This window comes from Psychrosphaera sp. B3R10 (genome assembly GCF_018861025.1).
GTDB lineage: Bacteria > Pseudomonadota > Gammaproteobacteria > Enterobacterales > Alteromonadaceae > Psychrosphaera > Psychrosphaera algicola.
Map to the genome: position 1 here is coordinate 250,956 of NZ_JAHKQH010000045.1, position 18,230 is coordinate 269,185.

13 protein-coding genes are annotated in these 18,230 nt (G+C 39.2%); 7 read left to right on the forward strand and 6 right to left on the reverse strand.

Features of this window, described 5'->3' with window-relative positions; all coding sequences use genetic code 11:
• Nucleotides 1–220 precede the first annotated feature (220 nt).
• Together KO525_RS18920 and KO525_RS18925 are read right to left on the reverse strand one after the other, a co-directional pair.
• Nucleotides 221–1,975, reverse strand: coding sequence for a diguanylate cyclase (locus KO525_RS18920; RefSeq protein ID WP_215965398.1), 1,755 nt, complete (start codon nucleotides 1,973–1,975; stop codon nucleotides 221–223).
• Between the two features lie 182 nt (nucleotides 1,976–2,157).
• Nucleotides 2,158–2,847 (reverse strand): transporter substrate-binding domain-containing protein, encoded by a 690-nt coding sequence (locus KO525_RS18925; protein ID WP_215965399.1) that lies wholly within the window; start codon nucleotides 2,845–2,847, stop codon nucleotides 2,158–2,160.
• A gap of 345 nt (nucleotides 2,848–3,192) precedes the next feature.
• On the opposite strand from KO525_RS18925, the gene KO525_RS18930 reads away from it, so the two are divergent.
• Nucleotides 3,193–4,722 carry an EAL domain-containing protein gene (locus KO525_RS18930; RefSeq protein WP_215965400.1) on the forward strand — a complete coding sequence of 510 codons (1,530 nt, stop codon included), beginning with the start codon at nucleotides 3,193–3,195 and terminating at the stop codon, nucleotides 4,720–4,722.
• Nucleotides 4,723–4,832: 110 nt separating this feature from the next.
• On the opposite strand, the gene KO525_RS18935 is transcribed toward KO525_RS18930, so the two are convergent.
• Both KO525_RS18935 and KO525_RS18940 read right to left on the reverse strand, forming a co-directional pair.
• Nucleotides 4,833–5,651, reverse strand: coding sequence for a mechanosensitive ion channel family protein (locus tag KO525_RS18935; protein WP_215965401.1), 819 nt, complete (start codon nucleotides 5,649–5,651; stop codon nucleotides 4,833–4,835).
• Between the two features lie 52 nt (nucleotides 5,652–5,703).
• The gene (locus KO525_RS18940; protein WP_215965402.1) at nucleotides 5,704–7,269 is read right to left on the reverse strand and encodes a hypothetical protein; all 1,566 of its coding nucleotides are present in this window, start codon (nucleotides 7,267–7,269) and stop codon (nucleotides 5,704–5,706) included.
• A gap of 331 nt (nucleotides 7,270–7,600) precedes the next feature.
• Here KO525_RS18940 and KO525_RS18945 point away from each other — a divergent pair, with 331 nt between their 5' ends.
• From KO525_RS18945 to rraB, 5 genes are all read left to right on the forward strand, one after another.
• Nucleotides 7,601–9,595 (forward strand): SUMF1/EgtB/PvdO family nonheme iron enzyme, encoded by a 1,995-nt coding sequence (locus KO525_RS18945; RefSeq protein WP_215965403.1) that lies wholly within the window; start codon nucleotides 7,601–7,603, stop codon nucleotides 9,593–9,595.
• Nucleotides 9,596–9,760: 165 nt separating this feature from the next.
• Nucleotides 9,761–11,653, forward strand: a complete 1,893-nt coding sequence (locus tag KO525_RS18950; protein WP_215965404.1) for a GGDEF domain-containing protein — start codon at nucleotides 9,761–9,763, stop codon at nucleotides 11,651–11,653.
• A gap of 68 nt (nucleotides 11,654–11,721) precedes the next feature.
• Nucleotides 11,722–14,028 (forward strand): DNA topoisomerase IV subunit A, encoded by a 2,307-nt coding sequence (gene parC, locus KO525_RS18955; RefSeq protein WP_215965405.1) that lies wholly within the window; start codon nucleotides 11,722–11,724, stop codon nucleotides 14,026–14,028.
• Between the two features lie 96 nt (nucleotides 14,029–14,124).
• The gene (locus KO525_RS18960; protein ID WP_215965406.1) at nucleotides 14,125–14,868 is read left to right on the forward strand and encodes a 1-acylglycerol-3-phosphate O-acyltransferase; all 744 of its coding nucleotides are present in this window, start codon (nucleotides 14,125–14,127) and stop codon (nucleotides 14,866–14,868) included.
• Between the two features lie 3 nt (nucleotides 14,869–14,871).
• Nucleotides 14,872–15,213 (forward strand): ribonuclease E inhibitor RraB, encoded by a 342-nt coding sequence (gene rraB, locus KO525_RS18965; RefSeq protein WP_215965407.1) that lies wholly within the window; start codon nucleotides 14,872–14,874, stop codon nucleotides 15,211–15,213.
• Between the two features lie 84 nt (nucleotides 15,214–15,297).
• Here the strand turns inward: rraB and KO525_RS18970 are convergent, their stop codons facing one another.
• Complete coding sequence (locus KO525_RS18970) at nucleotides 15,298–16,485, reverse strand: MFS transporter (RefSeq protein WP_215965408.1); 1,188 nt, start codon at nucleotides 16,483–16,485, stop codon at nucleotides 15,298–15,300.
• Between the two features lie 151 nt (nucleotides 16,486–16,636).
• On the opposite strand from KO525_RS18970, the gene KO525_RS18975 reads away from it, so the two are divergent.
• Entirely contained in the window at nucleotides 16,637–17,533 is an 897-nt protein-coding gene (locus KO525_RS18975) for a LysR family transcriptional regulator (protein WP_215965409.1), read from the forward strand.
• Nucleotides 17,534–17,558: 25 nt separating this feature from the next.
• On the opposite strand, the gene KO525_RS18980 is transcribed toward KO525_RS18975, so the two are convergent.
• On the reverse strand, nucleotides 17,559–18,056 hold the full coding sequence (locus KO525_RS18980) for an ATP-binding protein (RefSeq protein WP_215965410.1): 498 nt from the start codon (nucleotides 18,054–18,056) through the stop codon (nucleotides 17,559–17,561).
• Nucleotides 18,057–18,230 lie beyond the last annotated feature (174 nt).

The window sequence follows — 18,230 nt, forward strand, 5'->3', positions numbered from 1 at the left end:
GGACACTTAGCAATTGTCTTTTTACTATTGCAGTAATGTTAACTGGTTCAAATAAAAAAGATAGTTAGATTCGTTAGACATCTGGAACAAAAGCGATAAAGCGTATTGTGAGCGACAACGTGCGGTGAATTTACCGAAAAGCGCTAAACATCCGCTAAAAGATGCAATCACGCGCGAATAAACTAACTAAGGAGTTTTTAAAGCTCTTTGTGTCAAAGTTTTATTGGTTCACGAGTGCGAGTTGATTGGCAAAGACTTGATCTCGGCCACCGTGCTTAGCACCATAAAGAGCGTCATCGGCAAGCTGAATGAGATCTTCAAGTCTTACGGCTTTGACATTTTTACCATTAATATGAGAATCATGAGTACCAGCAACGCCGATGCTTGCGGTGACATATAAAGTCTCGCCACCATAATAAATGGCGCTAGAACTCACTGCGACTCGAAGTTTTTCTGCCAGTAGAATACCTTCTTTTTGATTTGTATCAGGCAGCAATAATATAAACTCTTCCCCCCCCCAACGAGCCAAAATATCGCCACGGCGGGCTGTTCTATCTAGAACTTTCGCTATGTGACTCAAAACCAAATCTCCAGTTGCATGTCCGTACTTGTCATTTAGCGACTTAAATTTATCAATGTCGAGCAATACAGCTGTGACGTCTTTTTTCTCGTGCCGCAATCGCTGCCAAAGTGGTGCAATAGCCTCTCTGAATCCTCGACGATTGTTTAGTGAGGTTAGTTCGTCAGTACGAGCATTTTCTTCGGCGATAATTTTATCTCGCTGTGCCGTCCTAAATCGTTCAGCAAGTAAAATGGCCAATAATATACCCTCTAACGCCATACCGACTTCAATCGCTTTAAAAGTAAAGTCGTTGTAAGGCAAGATGCCAGCGACAGCAGAAGTGCTGATCCCAATGCATGAGGCAGCCGTTACAGATGCGAAGAAAAACAAGTTTGCCGAAGCTATGTTATTTTTTACTGCTTTGAAGCCCATAATAATAAATAAAAAGGCAAATGATGAATTAAGTGCAAATGCCAGTATCATCGAAATTTGGAGATTATTAAACAACGCCCCAATTAACATTCCAATAGGTATACTGCTTGCTACCCAAACCACAAATTTATTTAGTTTTGGCGCATACATTTTGGTTTTTAACGTTGTCCTCGCAAAGTGCAACCCAAATACACTGTAAGTAATCATCAAGGAGATATCCATCCAGTCTTGATATAACGGACCCAAATTAGGTGTGAATATGGTATGCAGTTGTCCTGTATAGGACAAGCTGTTAAAGACAAATCCAGTTAGATACAGTGCATATAACCCAAATTCATTTTGCCTAATTTTGATAAATAAAATGAAATTATATGCAGCGAGAGCAAACATCAATCCATAAATTAGACCATATTCATATGCCGTACTAATGTCACGTTGAATCGCTTGTTGAACCTCATCAAGCCTGATTGGAATAACCATAGGGCCTTTAGATTCAACTCTGATAAAAATCTCAGAATAACCAACTTCAAATCCAGTCTCAAACGCAAATACTCGATATTGCATCGGTCTTTCTTCATAAGGAATGCCGTCGCCCCCACTAACCGCACTTAAGGTTTTGCTGTTGTGGACAATATACGTGTCAACGTAGTCCAACCAAGGTGTTTCGATAGCCAGGCGGTAATTTAAATCTAAATGAGCGGGGCGATATATCCTTGTTTTCAACCATACTGTTGGTACCCCTAGACCAAAGGTGAGGGAGCTCCCAGTACTTTTTTTTACATTGCCTTGGGTAAAACGCAATTTCGCTTGTTCAAGGGTTAATCGTTGCCCGTCTATTTCTTGGAAATAGCTGACATATTTGCCAATGGCGCCTGAATTAAAACGGTCGAGGTGAATTGTTTCTTCGGAAGTTGCTGAAAAACTAATGAGAATTAAAAGTAGCACTAGGATAGCATTCGATATTTGTTGAAAAACAAACATAATGTTTACTGCCTCGAATGTCGGTACTAATTTAAATGGGTGTGTAAATTTTAGAATAAAAAACTGTAATATGCAGTAATAAATCAACATTTAACCTTACTTCATAACACTTCGACGGGGTTACAAAGTCTATTCTGTTTAATGTTTGAGGCTTTATAATGTTAAGTTTTTGATTATGTGTATTATTTCTCGTGCATTTTTAAGGCGTCAATTATCTTGTTGGCGTTGGCAATGTACTTTTCATTCTGCGCATTTTTATAACATACCATAGCTTCATCCGCTTCGTAGATAGGCTGCTCTTTATCGTAGTAAGGAAGGTGTCTTTCCCCTATTTTGTGCTGCGCTGCAATAAGGTCAGGAAGGTATGCCACGATTGCATCAACACGTTCTCTTTTAAGCATTTTCAGCACAAGTTCGTCTGTGTTAAGTTCAACGTAATTTGCAAAAATTCGGTTCCGAATATTACCAAAACCTAGGCCGCGCTTTAACGCAATATTTTTGTCGGCTAAAGATTGGTTTAGTAACGCTTTATTTTTAACAAATATGTACGCATATATAGTCTTCAGTGGCTTACTCTGGATGAACCTTTCCTTATTACGCATCTGGGCGGTACTGGCTGGAAAAATACAATCTACAAGTTTACGCTCAAACATTCGGTCTGCCCGAGCCATAGGTACAAAATCCAATGTTGAATCTTCTAGTTGTCGGATAAAGTTCATATAGTCGTTTGATAATTTTGAATTTACGTCAATAGCGCCGGGAATAATTCCAATGGTAACTTTTGTGACTGCATAGGATTTGAAAGACAGCAAAACCGCGCACATCAATGTGCACACGAGGAAAATTAAGTCCGTTTTGTTTAGCCGCGTCATTATTACCACTCTTGAAGCTCTGAATTCTTATTCAAGCAAATTGGGGATTAATATGCCAATTTAAAAAACTATAACTTATTAAATATTTGTTTGTCGCTATATTTTAGCTCTGTAAAATAAATTTATCTATGTAGATAATTTGTAACCTAAATTTCAATTGTTTGCTAAAATTTTCAATTATAAGTGCATTAAGGTGTTAAGAAAGCGTTAAAAATCAGTTAGTCTTAATTACTTAAAAAGGTAATGTTATGGTCAAACCAAGTTCAATGCATTATTAATGCTTTGCTTCTTTAAGTAACATTAATAGAATTGCTCAAAGGTAATAACCATTTACAAAAGGATTGTATGTCAAGTTCTTCCACAGCGTCTTTTGACCGAGTTGTTGCATTAGTTTCGGTTGTTATTTTAGCCGTTTTAATGTGGTTTTCTGCGTCTTTATATTTTGAAAATGATATTAAAAGGAAGTTAGTAAGAGAAGCCCAATCGGGCATTGAAAAGTTAGACATCATTATTTCAGAAGTCGCCGATACTCTGCATCAGTTAAACAACATACCCGAACAAAATTGCAGCAAAGATTTACTAATTCAAATGCGTCGAGAGTTGTTTAAATCTAACTTTATAAATGACATTGGATTTATACGCAATGGCAAGTTGGTTTGCACAACAGGCTTAGGCGTCTTAGACAACCCGATAGATGCCGCTGATTCTGACTATGTGAGTTTAAACGGTTTTGAAGTTTCAGTTAACCATAATATTGCGCTATTTGATAACCTATATTTAGCCAGTATCGCCCGCTTAAAATCTTATAACGCAGTTATTAGAGATGAGTCTTTAAATGGCTTAGTGGACAACCAATTTCATTGGCAGTTGGTATATCAAGATAATGGAAAAAACATTCACATTGTCGGTGAAAAAGGCATATTTCAGCCTGATAATTTGTCCACCTATTCTAATTTTGGTTGCAGTAAAAAAGCACCTTATTGTATAGGCTTGTTAAGTGACAAAGGTCAGCTATATAAACATTATCATCAAAGTCTTAATTTAACCTACCTACTTATTATTTGCTTATCGTTAATTTTTTACGTGTTAATTAGAAAACAATTACGTAAATATCGCTCAATAAAATCAAGAATTAGGCGTGGATTTGGCAATGATGCATTTTATTGCCTTTACCAACCAATAGTTGAATTACGCTCAGGCAAGATTGTTGGGTGTGAAGTTTTGGCTCGATATAAAGATATTCAGGGGCATGTGTATCCTGATGAATTTATACCGCTAATTAACAAATTGGAGCTTACCTGGTCATTTACTGAAAAAGTTATTTTAGAAACGCTTAGAGATGTAGAGTTGATTGCCCCAGAATTGAAAGGGTTTAAATTTAACATCAACTTTTTTGCTAAAGATATATCTAGTTCACAAGTGTTGGAAATCCTTAAATTACCCGAATTGTTAGAGTCAAAGGTGCAGCTCGTTATTGAGATCACAGAAGATGAAAAATTGTCGACTCGAAGCAGTGCTAAAGCGCTTAAAAAACTTTCTGATAAAGGCTTTTTAATTGCCGTAGATGACTTTGGTACTGGCTATTCAAACCTTAAGCAATTACGAGACATTAGCTGCGATACACTGAAAATAGACCGCAGTTTTATCAGTGAAATGGAAGATGGTTCAATCCGTTCAACATTAATACCTCATATTGTGGATATTGCAAAACAGCTGAACTTAAAAATCGTCGCCGAGGGCGTTGAAAATGAAATGCAACGTTCAGCATTACTAGATGAAGGTGTGGAGTTTGCCCAGGGCTGGTTATTTGGTAAAGCGATGCCAATGGCAGAGTTGTTGGCATTAATAAAAAAGCAAGAGCAAGAGCAAGCTTAGGTTGTAGCCTTAATTAGAATATTCGGATGACGCTTAGACATAAAAAAACCAGATATAAGTTTTTATATCTGGTTTTTATTTACGGTCTGAATACAAGACAATGTATGTTATCAGTCGTTTTTATGAACGTGAACATCCATTTGTGGGTAAGGGATGCCGATTTCAGCTTCATCTAGAGCGATTTTAATTTGTTCAGTAAGATCGAATTTTACTGTCCAAAAATCAGCTGTATTTGTCCAAGGCCTAACAACGAAGTTAACAGAAGAATCTGCAAGTTCAGCGACAGCAATTGTTGGAGCTGGGTCAGCTAATACTTTCTCATGACTTGTTACGATATCAGTTAGAAGCTTTTTAGTAACTTTAAGATCAGCGTCATAGCTTACGCCAATTACCATATCTACACGACGGGTAGCTTCACGTGAATAGTTAACAATTGCGCCGCCTGTGATTGTAGAGTTAGGGACGATAACAACTTTGTTGTCACCGGTTTTAAATATAGTTGAAAATATTTCAATTTTTACAATGCTACCAGCTACGCCAGCCGCTTCGACAAAGTCACCCGCTTTAAATGGTTTTAAAATGATGATAAGAACACCAGATGCGAAGTTTGACAACGAGTCTTTTAGCGCTAAACCAATGGCTAAACCAGCCGCACCTAAGATAGCGATAAAGGACGTTGTTTGTACACCAATTTGCGACAGCGCCATTAGCACAACCGCCACTAAGACGAGTGCATAAACCAAGCTACCTAAAAAGCCACTTACAGCTTTATCTACATTCTTTTTCTTTAACGCTTTTTCTAGCAAACCACTAATTGCACGAGCAATCATTTTACCAACGATAAAAATCGCTATGGCATAAGCTAGCTGAATACCAGATTCAACTATTTGATCTGAGTTATTTGAAAACCAATTAACTACTTGTTCCATGAAACTTCCTCTTAAAAATTAAACTTAATAATATGATTTGAATATGACAACGCTATGGCATTGATCCATAGGTCGTAAACTTTAGTACGGCTTCCGCTACTTTATTCGTATTTATCGCGTTTTCAAAGACGTGGGTATTAAATTGACTGTTTTTCGTCAATTTTGCACTCTCCTTTAGATTTACATCGCGAATTGTCGAAGTATTGTCGGTAATTACTGGCTTGTCACTTTTTATTTGTGTGCCTAGTATTTTTTGTTGCTCAGGTTTATTTGATCTTGATTTTCTAACTAAACCTCGTGTTTTCCTCGCAACCTGTGAAAACGAGCCGTTAATGAGGTAATAAGTCCCATCAAATTGCGTAGTTGGCAGCTTGTCGTCTGGGTAGTCGAGTGTGCCGAACGCTTGAATCGATTCACTGCCATAGGGGGCTGTCACGTCAAACTGACCGATATCAACCCAACGGTTAATTTGTTCAACTCCGAGGTAGTGAATGAATTTCTGATTATCGCTACTGTCATTTAAATCCACTAAATATGATTGTGACTTTTGACTATTCTGACTGTGACCTACGAGATAAAAATAGCCAGGATGCGAAAGCTTTACCAGTAACTTAACGGTTTGGCCTTTTTCAAATAGCAAATCTCGGGAACCTTTATTTGTTTTAATCTGGATCTTGAAGTCATTGCCAATTATATGTTCTTTAATGAGTTGTTGGTCAAACTCTAATGATTTAGGTAGGTAATCTAAATTGGCAATTGCGCCTAATGTCAATTGCTGGCTATTGGCATGGACAATTTGTTTGTTTTTTTCTTTAACTAGGGCAATTAAGTTGTTTTGAATGTTGATGTGCTTTTCATTATACGAATAGTTTCCTGTTAGCTCGTAAAAAGCATAGTCTCGGTCAGAAATAACATCTAGATGCGAAATTATTTTTGCCCTGAGTGTTCTAGAAAATGGCGTAACTTCTAACGATTCAATTGGGGTGAATGGTTTCACAAATATACGACGGTATTGTTTTAACGGAGTTGCAATCGCAATAGCGAGTTCGTCAATATTGGAAGGTCTACTTTGAATATTAGCCAAAGCGCTATTAATTTGTGGCTCACTCACAATAGGGCTGTCAATGGGGGTATTTGGAGCGAGTAGTTCATAAACGACAACGATTGTTTTGAGCTGTTCATGCAGCAATAACAGCTGCTGTAATTGTGCAAACTTGTCGTTACCTAATGACTTTTTAGTCAGTTCCCAGAGTTCATCAATTTGACGAATCAGCCGAGTTATTTTGGCCGCATATAGTTCAGCCTGTGCTTCGCCAAGCTCTACGGTGCAGTGATGTTCGTTATTAACCTGTAAACAATCGTTTTGAGTCCCCATAATCTGCAGTTGCGACGACAATTTGCTGGTTAGTCGATAGTAATTTGCTGTTTGAGTGCCTCGCTCAACGTGCGTTTTAGTTTCAACGTAGACGTACAGATTTTGCTGTAAATCAGATAAAGCGAGCTGTTTTGCCTGCGCCAAAGATTTGTCGACCCCGAGCCCCATATAAGACATTGCCATTAATGATTGACAAAAAAACGACAATAACAGGGTCGCTAATATAGAAATGTTTTTTGACATTTAAATGCCCTCATTAAATTTTGTTGCTTTTTATCAACCGTTTATACCATCGACTTGCGTTTGTAAATCGACCTAAGCTCGTTCGATGTTAGCGTATTAGTGTAAACACTGTATTGCAAACTTTAGGCCTAATTTACATCGGCATAAAGATTGCTTTTGTACTTAATTAATAATTTGTACTTAATTAATAATTTGTACTTAATTAATAATTTGTACTTAATTAATAAATTGATTGGTCATAAAACCAATAGGCTCATTTCGATAGTCGACAAACTTTAAAATTAAGTTGGCTGGTACAGTAATAAGTGATGGAGATTGCGTGGGAAATAAAATGATTAACCAGTTAGCTATCTTTATTTTTGCTTGTTTGTTGATGCAAACGGATTGTCTTGCTGGATCAAAAATAGAAAAAATCGCGTTGGTGATTGGCAATGCGAATTACGACGACTCTGATTTGAAATTAGACAATCCGATAAATGACAGTGTGGCAATGAGTCGCAAGCTTACCGATCTTGGTTTCCAAACTCATCTAATCCACAACACGAATAAAGGGGCGTTTGAATCAAAGTTTGCAGAGTTTATCGCTGATATTAATGTTTTGAAGGCGAAAAACGACAACGTTGTAGTAACTGTGTTTTATGCGGGTCATGGTGTTCAGCTAAACAGAGTGAATTATTTAGTGCCCGTTGATACGCAATTGATGCAAAAAGAAGAATTGAATAACCGTGATATCGAACAGCAATTTATCTCAATGCAATGGGTGACCGAACAGCTTGAACAACAAAATAACTTATTGAATATTGTGATCTTAGATGCCTGCCGGGATTTACCCTTCACCTCACTAAATAGCAAAGTGGGCGGTTGGACTGAAATTGTGAAACCGAACTTTTTTGTGGCTTTTGGAACCGGTCCTGGGGAGCAATCTCTTGACGGAAAACGAAATGAAAATAGCGTTTATGTATCTGCTATTTTGTCCCATATCGACTCCCCGGGCATAAATTTATCACAGTTGTTTCAACGGGTTAGGCTGGACGTAATGGAGGAAACTGAGGGGTTTCAAGTGCCTCAAGAATCAAATCGGTCGGTTTATGATTTTAGCTTCAGTCAAACCCAATCTAGCAGTAGCCAGCTTTACATTGCCTTTTTAATTGCCATTGTCGGTGTTTTGGCGTTGGGGCTATTGCTCTTATGTAAACTAAAGGTATTTTCTGAATTTAATCCTTTGCAAACATCTAAATATAGATTGGCCAGTGTCGCTGTATTTACCTTGGTGGTTGGTGGTTTTACATTAACTCAATTTATCGATTCATCAGGAACAATTGAGCAGTATTTCAAAAAGTTAGCGGTGTCACTTAATACCAAAAGTGATGGGGAAAATGGGGCTATAAATGGATCTGAAATTGACGCAGGAACTTTTGATAAAAAAAGAGCAAACAAAACCACTGAGCAGATGAGCGCTGCACAAACGCCTGCTGAATATACTGTTATTGAATCAAATGAAATGGCAATCAATGCAGACCGAGGGTTGAAAAGAGTTGCACCAAAAAGCGTCGCATTCGGTAATAAACCTAGCGTGTTAGATGAATTTGAAGCTAACAGGACAGAACAAACCAACAAACAAATTGTAGAATCAATGTTAAGGGCAATGGTTCGGTTTGAAGGCGGTTCATTAGAACTCGGGTCTAATCAATTTGGCAAAGAATCAAAGCCTGTCATTGTCACCTCAGTTGAGGCTTTTTCGATAATGTCCCATGAAGTAACAAATGAAATGTATCTACTTTGTGTAGACAGTGAGTCATGTGTCTTAGACTCAGTGAAACGTTCGTCACTTGATGCTCTGCGTCCTGTCGAGTCAGTCAGTTATGAACAAATAACAAAACAATTTATACCTTGGCTTAATGGCCTATCTGATATCAAATTTCGATTACCTACAGAATTAGAGTGGGAATATGCTGCCAAGTTTGGTGTGGATGACCCATTTAATGAAAAATTACTTTTAGGTGAAATAGAAGCCAATTGTGCCGATTGTTTTGGTAAAAGCTTCGGACGTAGAACCGCGCCGGTTATGAGTTATTCATCTTCAATATCAGGGGTATTTGACTTACTTGGAAATGTCAGTGAGTGGACAGCAAGTTGCTGGACCCCGAATTACCAGCAGCAATATTATGGCGACCCCTGGCCGAACATCAACAATTGCTCAAATGTCGTGATCAGGGGGGGCGCTTGGCACCAAAAAATGAAAAACATCTCTAGTACGGGCCGTGAGAAAATGGCCAAGAGCAGAAAAAGCGGCACCATTGGTTTTCGCTTGGCATTGTCGTTTTAGTTCTCTTTAACATTGCGTTTCAAAGTCTAAAGTTGAAGGTATTTAGCTAATAAAAAATAGTCGGATTGGTTTTTGTCTCGTTACCTGCCAAAATAGTGACATACGTTTAATCGATATAACTGTATAGAGCGATTGAAATTAATGCTTAAATTTGTGTTGCAGATAATGTCAGCTTTTACTTTGTTAATTGTTAGTTCAGTTGCTTATAGTCAAAACTCGCCTTCTGTTGACGATGATAAAGTGGTCGTTGTTGGCTCTATTGACGCCTTAGAAATTGAGCAGATGCCAGCAAAGTTTGCTGACTTTTCCGCCATGATTAGCTATATCGATTCACAGCAGGACGAAAGGCCAAAGCGTGTATTGCAGTCAATAATCCGGTTTTTGAAGGAGAGTTCGTCACTTTCCCCAGAACAAAAAAAGGTGCTACTGACACATAAAGCCCAGCTTCAAAAACATTTAGCTATGCCTCACAAAGCCATAGCAACTATGGTTGAAATACATCAATTAGAGCCCAACTTAGACAATACCGAAAAACAACAATATGCAAGTGAACTCGCTGAATTATATCAACAGGTAGGGAATTATTATCACGCCATTGAATATACTCAGGCGGCTTTTAACTTTGCGATCTCAAATCAAAATGTGCGTGATGCGGTTATGTTCGGTCAGAGGTTAGCCAGCTATTTTTTATTCTTAAATGACCTAGACCAGGCACAATCTTGGGTCGCCAAGGCAGAAAACTTGGCTGTTAAACAGGGAAATAACATAACTAAGATTGTCTTCTATTTAGAAAAGGCTCGTTGGCATAAAGAAAACCGAGAGTACTTTTTAGCAGAAGTCGCCGCCAAAAGTGCAATAAACATTGCATCTCACTTATCTCTGCCAAATATTGCACGCGAAGCGTCTCTTTTGTTAGTTGATGTCTTATTAATCGAGCGTAAATTTTCAACTGTTGAGCCATTGTTACAATCATTATTTGACCAAGCGCATGCCATTCGTGACCGAGCAGCACAATTTGAGGTAGTGATAGCAATTGTCGAATTACAGCTTAAACAGAAGAAAATTGAAGAAGCACAGCACTTTTGGACAATGGCGAAACAATTACAACGATTTGCCTATTCAATGCCAAATGCACAAAAGCTAAATAATCAATTGATAGGGCAACGAGTTCAGATATTAATGGCGCAGGAAAAATGGCAGCAGGCGCAAAGTGAAATTGTCCAAATACCATATCAAAATAATGTTCAATGGTATGCCCGTTACATGTCCATATTATTCAATGTTAACGACAACATAGACATTACCGCAGAGCTTGCGGCGTACGTAGAGTTATCAATAGAACAAGCGAGTCAGGCAAAACTACAAAAAATAGCATACGAATCAAAATTGTTAGCGGTAAGCAAAGAAAATTTACAACAGCAGTTGGCGTTAACCCAAGTTAACGCCGACAATACCCTTGACAAACTTCGTCGTTTAATCGATGCGAAGTCAAATTTAGTCACCGCCTTGTTTGTCATCCTTATCGTTTGTTTAATAACGATTTATATTAGGCATTTTAAGCCTACAAACTTACTCATTGCCGATAGTTTAACTGGCCTGCCCACCATTAATGGGTTGCCTGATATTACTGAACCATTACTTTTGCAACAAACGCCATTTTCGTTTTTGTTATTCGACCTAGATAATTTTGCGCAGCTCAATGAAAGCCAAGGGTTATCAGGTGGAGATCAAGTTTTACAACAAATGGTCGCGGCTTTAACCTTATTACTGCCGCCAAATTGTATTTTAGGGCGATTACAAGGTGATACTTTTTATGTTGTCGCCACCGATTTTGACCGTCAACAAGCAAAAATATTGGCCGACCGAATTAGATTGCAGTTGCATAAATGTGACGCTTCCATACAATCAAATAAGTTGGGATTAACAGCGTGTGTCGTTGTAGCTGAATCTTGTGAGTTTTCAGATATTAGTCAAATGATAACGGCGACCAAAACACACTTGAAACAAATCCAAGCAACGGCGGTTGATAAGACTGTCGTTTTTGAAAGTAACTGTTAGAATTCTATTCAACTGACTTGCGCTAAACTCGGATATCGCCGAATTATAATAATAAAAGGGTAATACGAATGACCGAAGTGACGACCACCATAAGCAGTGATGGTGTTGAACAACTGCCACTTAGACGCTTTACTGAAGATGCATATTTAAATTATTCCATGTACGTCATCATGGATCGTGCATTACCTCATATTGGTGACGGCTTAAAGCCTGTTCAACGACGCATTATTTATGCAATGAGCGAATTGGGACTGTCGGCTACCGCAAAATATAAAAAGTCTGCTCGTACCGTTGGCGACGTTTTAGGTAAATACCACCCTCACGGCGACAGTGCGTGTTATGAAGCGATGGTATTAATGGCGCAGCCGTTTTCTTACCGTTACCCTTTGGTTGATGGCCAAGGGAACTGGGGTGCTGCAGATGATCCTAAGTCATTTGCTGCAATGCGTTATACCGAAGCTAGGCTTTCACGAGTTAGCGAACTTCTATTATCCGAATTAGGTCAAGGAACCGTTGAATGGCAACCCAATTTTGACGGCACTATGGATGAGCCAAAAACACTTCCTGCACGTCTACCTCACATTCTACTGAATGGTATTACAGGCATTGCGGTTGGTATGGCGACTGATATTCCACCTCACAATATTCGTGAAGTGACCAATGCATGTATTCACTTACTCAAAGACCCTAAAGCCGAGCTATCTGACTTAATGGGTTATGTACTGGGCCCAGATTACCCGACAGAAGCTGAAATTATTACACCATCTTCTGACATTGCGAAAATTTACGAGACGGGCAAGGGCAGCATTAAAATGCGCGCGACGTACGTTGAAGAAAGCGGTGACATTGTTATTAACGCGTTACCGCATCAAGTTTCTGGTGGCAAGGTGTTGGAGCAAATTGCAGCTCAAATGCAGGCGAAAAAGCTACCGATGATCACCGATCTTCGTGATGAATCAGATCATGAAAACCCAACTCGGATCATCATTGTTCCGCGTTCAAATCGCGTTGAAATTGAACCTGTAATGCAGCACTTATTTGCTTCAACAGATCTAGAAAAGAACTATCGCGTTAACTTAAACATGTTAGGACTCGATGGTTTACCTAAAGTTAAAGGTCTTAAACAGATATTAACTGAATGGTTAGAATATCGTCGCGAAACGATTACCCGAAGATTGCAATATCGACTCGATAAAATTTTAGCAAGACTCCACATCTTAGAAGGTTTGTTAACAGCCTTTTTGAATATTGATGAAGTCATCGAGATTATCCGTGGGAACGATAAACCAAAGCCGGTATTAATGGAACGTTTTGCTATCTCGTCGACTCAGGCAGAAGCCATTTTAGAATTAAAATTACGCCAATTAGCCAAATTGGAAGAAATGAAAATTCGTGGTGAGCAGGACGAACTAGCAAAAGAACGTGACACCCTTGAAGCTCTATTAGGCTCTCGCGTTAAGTTAAGTAACCTCATTAAAAAAGAACTTGCTGCAGATGCTGAAAAATATGGTGACGACCGCCGTTCACCAATTGTTGTGCGCAGTGAATCAAAAGCAATATCAGCCAAAGACTTAGTGCCAAGTGAGTCGATTACGGTGGTGGTTTCAGACAAAGGTTGGGCACGTTGTGCTAAAGGGCATGGCATTGATGTTGAAGGGTTAAGTTATAAATCTGGTGATGGATTTAAAGATGCGGCCCAAGGTAAGAGTAATCAGCAAGTCGTGTTTATCGACAGTTCTGGACGCAGTTTCTCGACAGAGGCGCATACCTTACCGTCGGCGAGAAGTCAGGGGGAACCCCTAAGTGGTCGATTTAGTATTGTCGCGGGTGAAGTGATTGAACATGTCATTATGGCCAAAATGGACAAACAATATTTAATCGCATCCGATGCAGGTTACGGGTTCGTTTGTACGTTTGAAGATATGGTGACGCGACAAAAAGCCGGTAAAGCACTTGTTAAATTACCAACAGGGGCAAAATTAAACGCACCTCAACCGGTTTATGATATAGAAACGGATTCGTGTTTAGCGATTTCCAATGAAGGCCGTATGTTGGTTTTCCCTTTAAAAGATTTACCAATACTAAGCAAAGGTAAAGGCAATAAGATCATCAATATTCCTTCGGCACGTTCTGCGAGTCGCGAAGAATATGTTCGTCAACTCGTTGTCGTACCGCAGGGTAGTGCCGTTGTGTTACATGCGGGTAAGCGTAAATTAACATTGAGTGAACGTGATATTGAACATTATCGCGGTGATCGTGGACGCAGAGGAAGTAAACTTCCACGTGGTTTGCAACGAGTCGACAAAATTGAAGTCGAGGAAATTGTGGTGACAGACGTTGAACAAATCGAATCTGATGGCAACGCTGCTATTTAATTTGGCTTTATAGATAGGCATTAGCGCAATATTTAGCTAACGAGTGTACGCTGAGTTTGTTACAATGCCGTCCTATTTTTTATTGGAGCAATCTACGTGTTGAAATTAGTTCGCCTACTCATGTTGGCGGTATTTTTTGTGTTGTCTACCCTATACCTTTTATTGTTTATGGTAGTTAGACCATTTAAGCCAAATAACGTATGGCATGTAGCTCATACCTATGGTTTATTTTTGCCTTTTTTAGGGGTGAAAACCGAGATCCGTGGTGAGCACAATATTCCAGATACACCTGTTGTTTATGTTGGCAATCACCAAAATACGTATGACATTTTTACAGTTGCAAACGCCGTGCAACCAAATACCGTTAGTATTGGTAAAAAGAGCCTTAAGTGGATGCCATTTTTTGGTCAAGTTTATTGGTTGTCAGGCAATATCTTAATTGACCGCAAAAACAAAAATAAAGCCCACGGCACAATTAGCCAGGCGGCGAAAAAAATTAAAGAACAAAACATTTCTGTTTGGCTATTTGCTGAGGGCACTCGTTCGCGAGGTCGTGGTTTATTAAAGCTTAAAGCAGGTGCGTTCCGAACGGCCCATATGGCTGGCGTTCCTGTTGTTCCAGTCGCAATTAGTAATACACATGAATTGATTGATTTGAATCGTTGGAATAATGGCAAAGTTATCATCGAATATTTACCGCCAGTGGCAATTGAACAAGATGATAAAACCTATATTCGCGAACAAGCTGACCACGTACACAATTTAATGGCGGCAAAACTCGAAGAATTAAATACGGAGTTAACGCCAACCAATGCAACTTCTGAAAGAAAGGAAGCATAAGTAATGGAACAAATCGATTGGCAACAATTTACCAATGACATCGTAGAGCAACTACTAGAAGATGGCTCTAATGAAGAAGCTATGTATGTAATAGAGCACCATTTTGTTGCTGACGATGCGACAAAAGCCGATGAAGCTATGCAGCAAGGTTTCCTCAATGGTTGGGACTTATCTGAACTAGAAGTCGCTGAGACTGAAGATGGCGAGCAAGTCTTTTGCTTTGACGTTGAAACTGAATGTCCACTAGATGAAGTTATCATCTTCGAAGAAGTTGAAATCATGGTGGCATTTGCAGAGAAGTCTGGATTGGAATATGACGGATGGGGCACTCACTTCGAGGAATAACCCGTTTGTAAATGAGATAAAAAAGCTACCGATTGGTAGCCTTTTGGGTTTCTAAACTCGACATTAAATTAACTCAACCGCAATTTAACTTACTTTAGCAATTAGAGACAGGTTAGCCTTGTTGTCCAATGACCCGCTTATTCGAGTGAGCACTAACGCAACTAATACTACTACTGCGCCTACCCAAGTTGTATTAATTAAATTAGACTCCGCTACAATAAGTCCGCCACCCCATGCACCTAAAGCAATACCAACATTAAAGGCGGCTATATTGAGACCGGACGCAACATCGACAGCATCAGGTGTGTGCTTTTGGGCCAAAGAAACAACGTAAACTTGCAAACCAGGGACATTGCCAAAAGCAAATGCTCCCCACACTAAAATTGTAAGTATGGCGGCTATAGGGTGGACCGCAGTAAAACTAAAAGTAAATAATATGATCGCTAGACCGCTAAATATAACCGTTAAGGCTTTAATAGGGCCCATTTTATCAGCCATTTTTCCGCCCCAAATATTACCAATGGCGACTGAAACTCCATAAACCAACATCACTAACCCGATAACATTGCTATTCAGTCCTGTAATGTTGTTTAAGATCGGAGCCAAATAAGTAAATGCGACAAATGTCCCGCCATAGCCAATCGCAGTAATGGCATACACCAATAATAATCTTGGATGTGTCAGTACCTTTAATTGCTCTGAAATTTTCGCCGGTTTTGCTTGTTTGAGGTTGTTAGGAATTAACATTGCACTGCCACACATTGCGATTAGCCCTAATGCAGAAACGGCTAAAAAAGTTGCTTCCCAACCAAAATGCTGGCCAATATACGTACCGAGCGGCACACCTGTAACTAAGGCCACTGTTAAACCTGTAAACATAATTGCAATAGCGCTCGCGGCTTTTTCTTTGGGCACCAATCCAGTAGCAATTGTCGACCCAATGGAAAAGAAAACACCGTGGGCAAGTCCTGTAAGAATTCGGGCTACAATAAGTATTTCTAAACTCGGTGCTTGCCATGCAACAAGGTTCCCTATGATAAACAAGCCCATTACTGTGAGAAGAAGGTGTTTTCTATTCCACTTACCCGTCAGTGCGGTAAGTACAGGCGCACCAATGGCAACACCAAGTGCATACAAACTAACCAGTAATCCGGCAGAAGGTATCGTTACATTAAGATCTTGAGCCATAGTAGGTAACAAACCTACGATAACAAATTCTGTGGTGCCTATCGCAAAGGCACTTAGTGCCAAGGCTAGTATTGCTAAGGGCATAATCATCTCCAAATAGTTAAAAGTGTGTAGGTGAGTGCATATCCAAATTAATTGGCTTGTCACTTTGTCGACGCTATTATTAAGCGTTATACTGTTGTGATAAATGTGGTTATTGGCAAATTACTTTTGTTGTTAATGGTGTTAATTGGGGTTGGCTTTGGATTTAAAAACGCGTTCTGATGATTTAGAAGTATTGCTCTGTGTCGTAGATTCAGGTGGTTTTTCTGCGGCAGCAGATGTGCTCGACATACAGGTTGCTCGGGTTTCGAGGGCGGTGAGTAAAATAGAGAAGCAGCTAGGCGTGAGTATTCTCACCCGAACGACCAGGCGAATTGAATTAACAGAAGAAGGCCGTAAGTTTGTAAATACCATTAGGGCCGCATTGCTGTCGATTCAAACTGCAGAAAATGAAATTATTAGTCGTGGCGAACTGCCGGCGGGTAAACTACGTATTAATGCCGCTAGCCCATTTATATTTCATCAATTAATCCCACTAATACACCCTTTCAAATTGGCTTATCCTGATATTGAATTAGAGCTAAGGTCAAACGAAGCATTTATCGACCTTATTGAAAAGAGAACTGATGTTGCAATACGTATCGGTAAACTTGAAGATTCCACATTACACGCTAAAGCATTAGGTAATAGTCCGCTTTATATTGTCGCATCGCCAGAATACATAGCAAAAAGAGGCTTGGCCAAACACCCTAAAGATTTATATCAACATGACATTATTGGTTTTTCCGATATTAAGTCTCTCAATAAGTGGCCTTTGAAGGGAGGAGAGGCAATTGCGCCCACCGTTACAGCAAGTAATGGTGAAACAATACGGCAGCTTGCTTTAACAGGTAATGGCATCGCCTGCTTATCTGGTTTCATGGTTCATGGTGATATAGCGTCTGGGGCACTGATCTCGTTATTAGCGCCATACCGAATACAGAATACGGAAAGAGAACAGATAAATGCTGTATTTTATAAATCATCTGCTGTGGCTAGGCGAATAACTGCTTTTTTAGACTTTATCAAACCCAAACTAACACTAAAATAATGTGATCAAAATTTCAGATTTTCTGTTATTCGCATCTTTCTATGACGGTTAGGTTTTCTGCGGCAATTTCGTCGGGTTCGTCAAAGTACGTTGTCACATGATTAAATACTTGTTCTGTATCGAACTTAGCCCTAGAAGGTTGCTCAATTCGTCTTTGTGCAATTTGTTTTAAACATAACTCATTGCTGGCTTTCAAATAAATAAGCTCATACTTTGCATTCGCCTCCACACATAAACTAACGAACCACTTTCGCTGATTAATTGTATTTGCAGGGAAGTCCATAACCACATTTGCACCGGTCTTTAGGATGTTTTGCACATGTGTTTTTAATAACGGTTTTAATAAACCAGAAAACCGAATGTAATCTTCAAACGTGGTGATTTGATCTGGATAAAGTGACGCCAGCCATTTATCTTCAGAGATTAGGATCCCATTACGTTCATTGTTGATGTTAACTGCAGCTGTCGATTTTCCCGCCCCCATTTTTCCGCAAAATAGTATTAATGTTCCATTTCTTGCCATTGGCTTTCCTAAATTGGGCTATCGTTTGATCGAGTTAATATTTAACTATTATTGCCTATGATTATGGATCTGTGAATTATTTCCTAATTGCAATCACTAACAGGAAATACATTATTGAATCGTTCGGTTCAGATACAAGCGTTAAATCGTTGGGAATTGGCTTTATCTATGAGT

Bases quoted from the DNA above. Each gene is read 5' to 3' on its own strand.
- KO525_RS18920 (WP_215965398.1), bottom strand. From the start codon at position 1,975: ATGTTTGTTTTTCAACAAATATCGAATGCTATCCTAGTGCTACTTTTA.
- KO525_RS18925 (WP_215965399.1), bottom strand. From the start codon at position 2,847: ATGACGCGGCTAAACAAAACGGACTTAATTTTCCTCGTGTGCACATTG.
- KO525_RS18930 (WP_215965400.1), top strand. From the start codon at position 3,193: ATGTCAAGTTCTTCCACAGCGTCTTTTGACCGAGTTGTTGCATTAGTT.
- KO525_RS18935 (WP_215965401.1), bottom strand. From the start codon at position 5,651: ATGGAACAAGTAGTTAATTGGTTTTCAAATAACTCAGATCAAATAGTT.
- KO525_RS18940 (WP_215965402.1), bottom strand. From the start codon at position 7,269: ATGTCAAAAAACATTTCTATATTAGCGACCCTGTTATTGTCGTTTTTT.
- KO525_RS18945 (WP_215965403.1), top strand. From the start codon at position 7,601: ATGATTAACCAGTTAGCTATCTTTATTTTTGCTTGTTTGTTGATGCAA.
- KO525_RS18950 (WP_215965404.1), top strand. From the start codon at position 9,761: ATGTCAGCTTTTACTTTGTTAATTGTTAGTTCAGTTGCTTATAGTCAA.
- parC (WP_215965405.1), top strand. From the start codon at position 11,722: ATGACCGAAGTGACGACCACCATAAGCAGTGATGGTGTTGAACAACTG.
- rraB (WP_215965407.1), top strand. From the start codon at position 14,872: ATGGAACAAATCGATTGGCAACAATTTACCAATGACATCGTAGAGCAA.
- KO525_RS18970 (WP_215965408.1), bottom strand. From the start codon at position 16,485: ATGCCCTTAGCAATACTAGCCTTGGCACTAAGTGCCTTTGCGATAGGC.
- KO525_RS18980 (WP_215965410.1), bottom strand. From the start codon at position 18,056: ATGGCAAGAAATGGAACATTAATACTATTTTGCGGAAAAATGGGGGCG.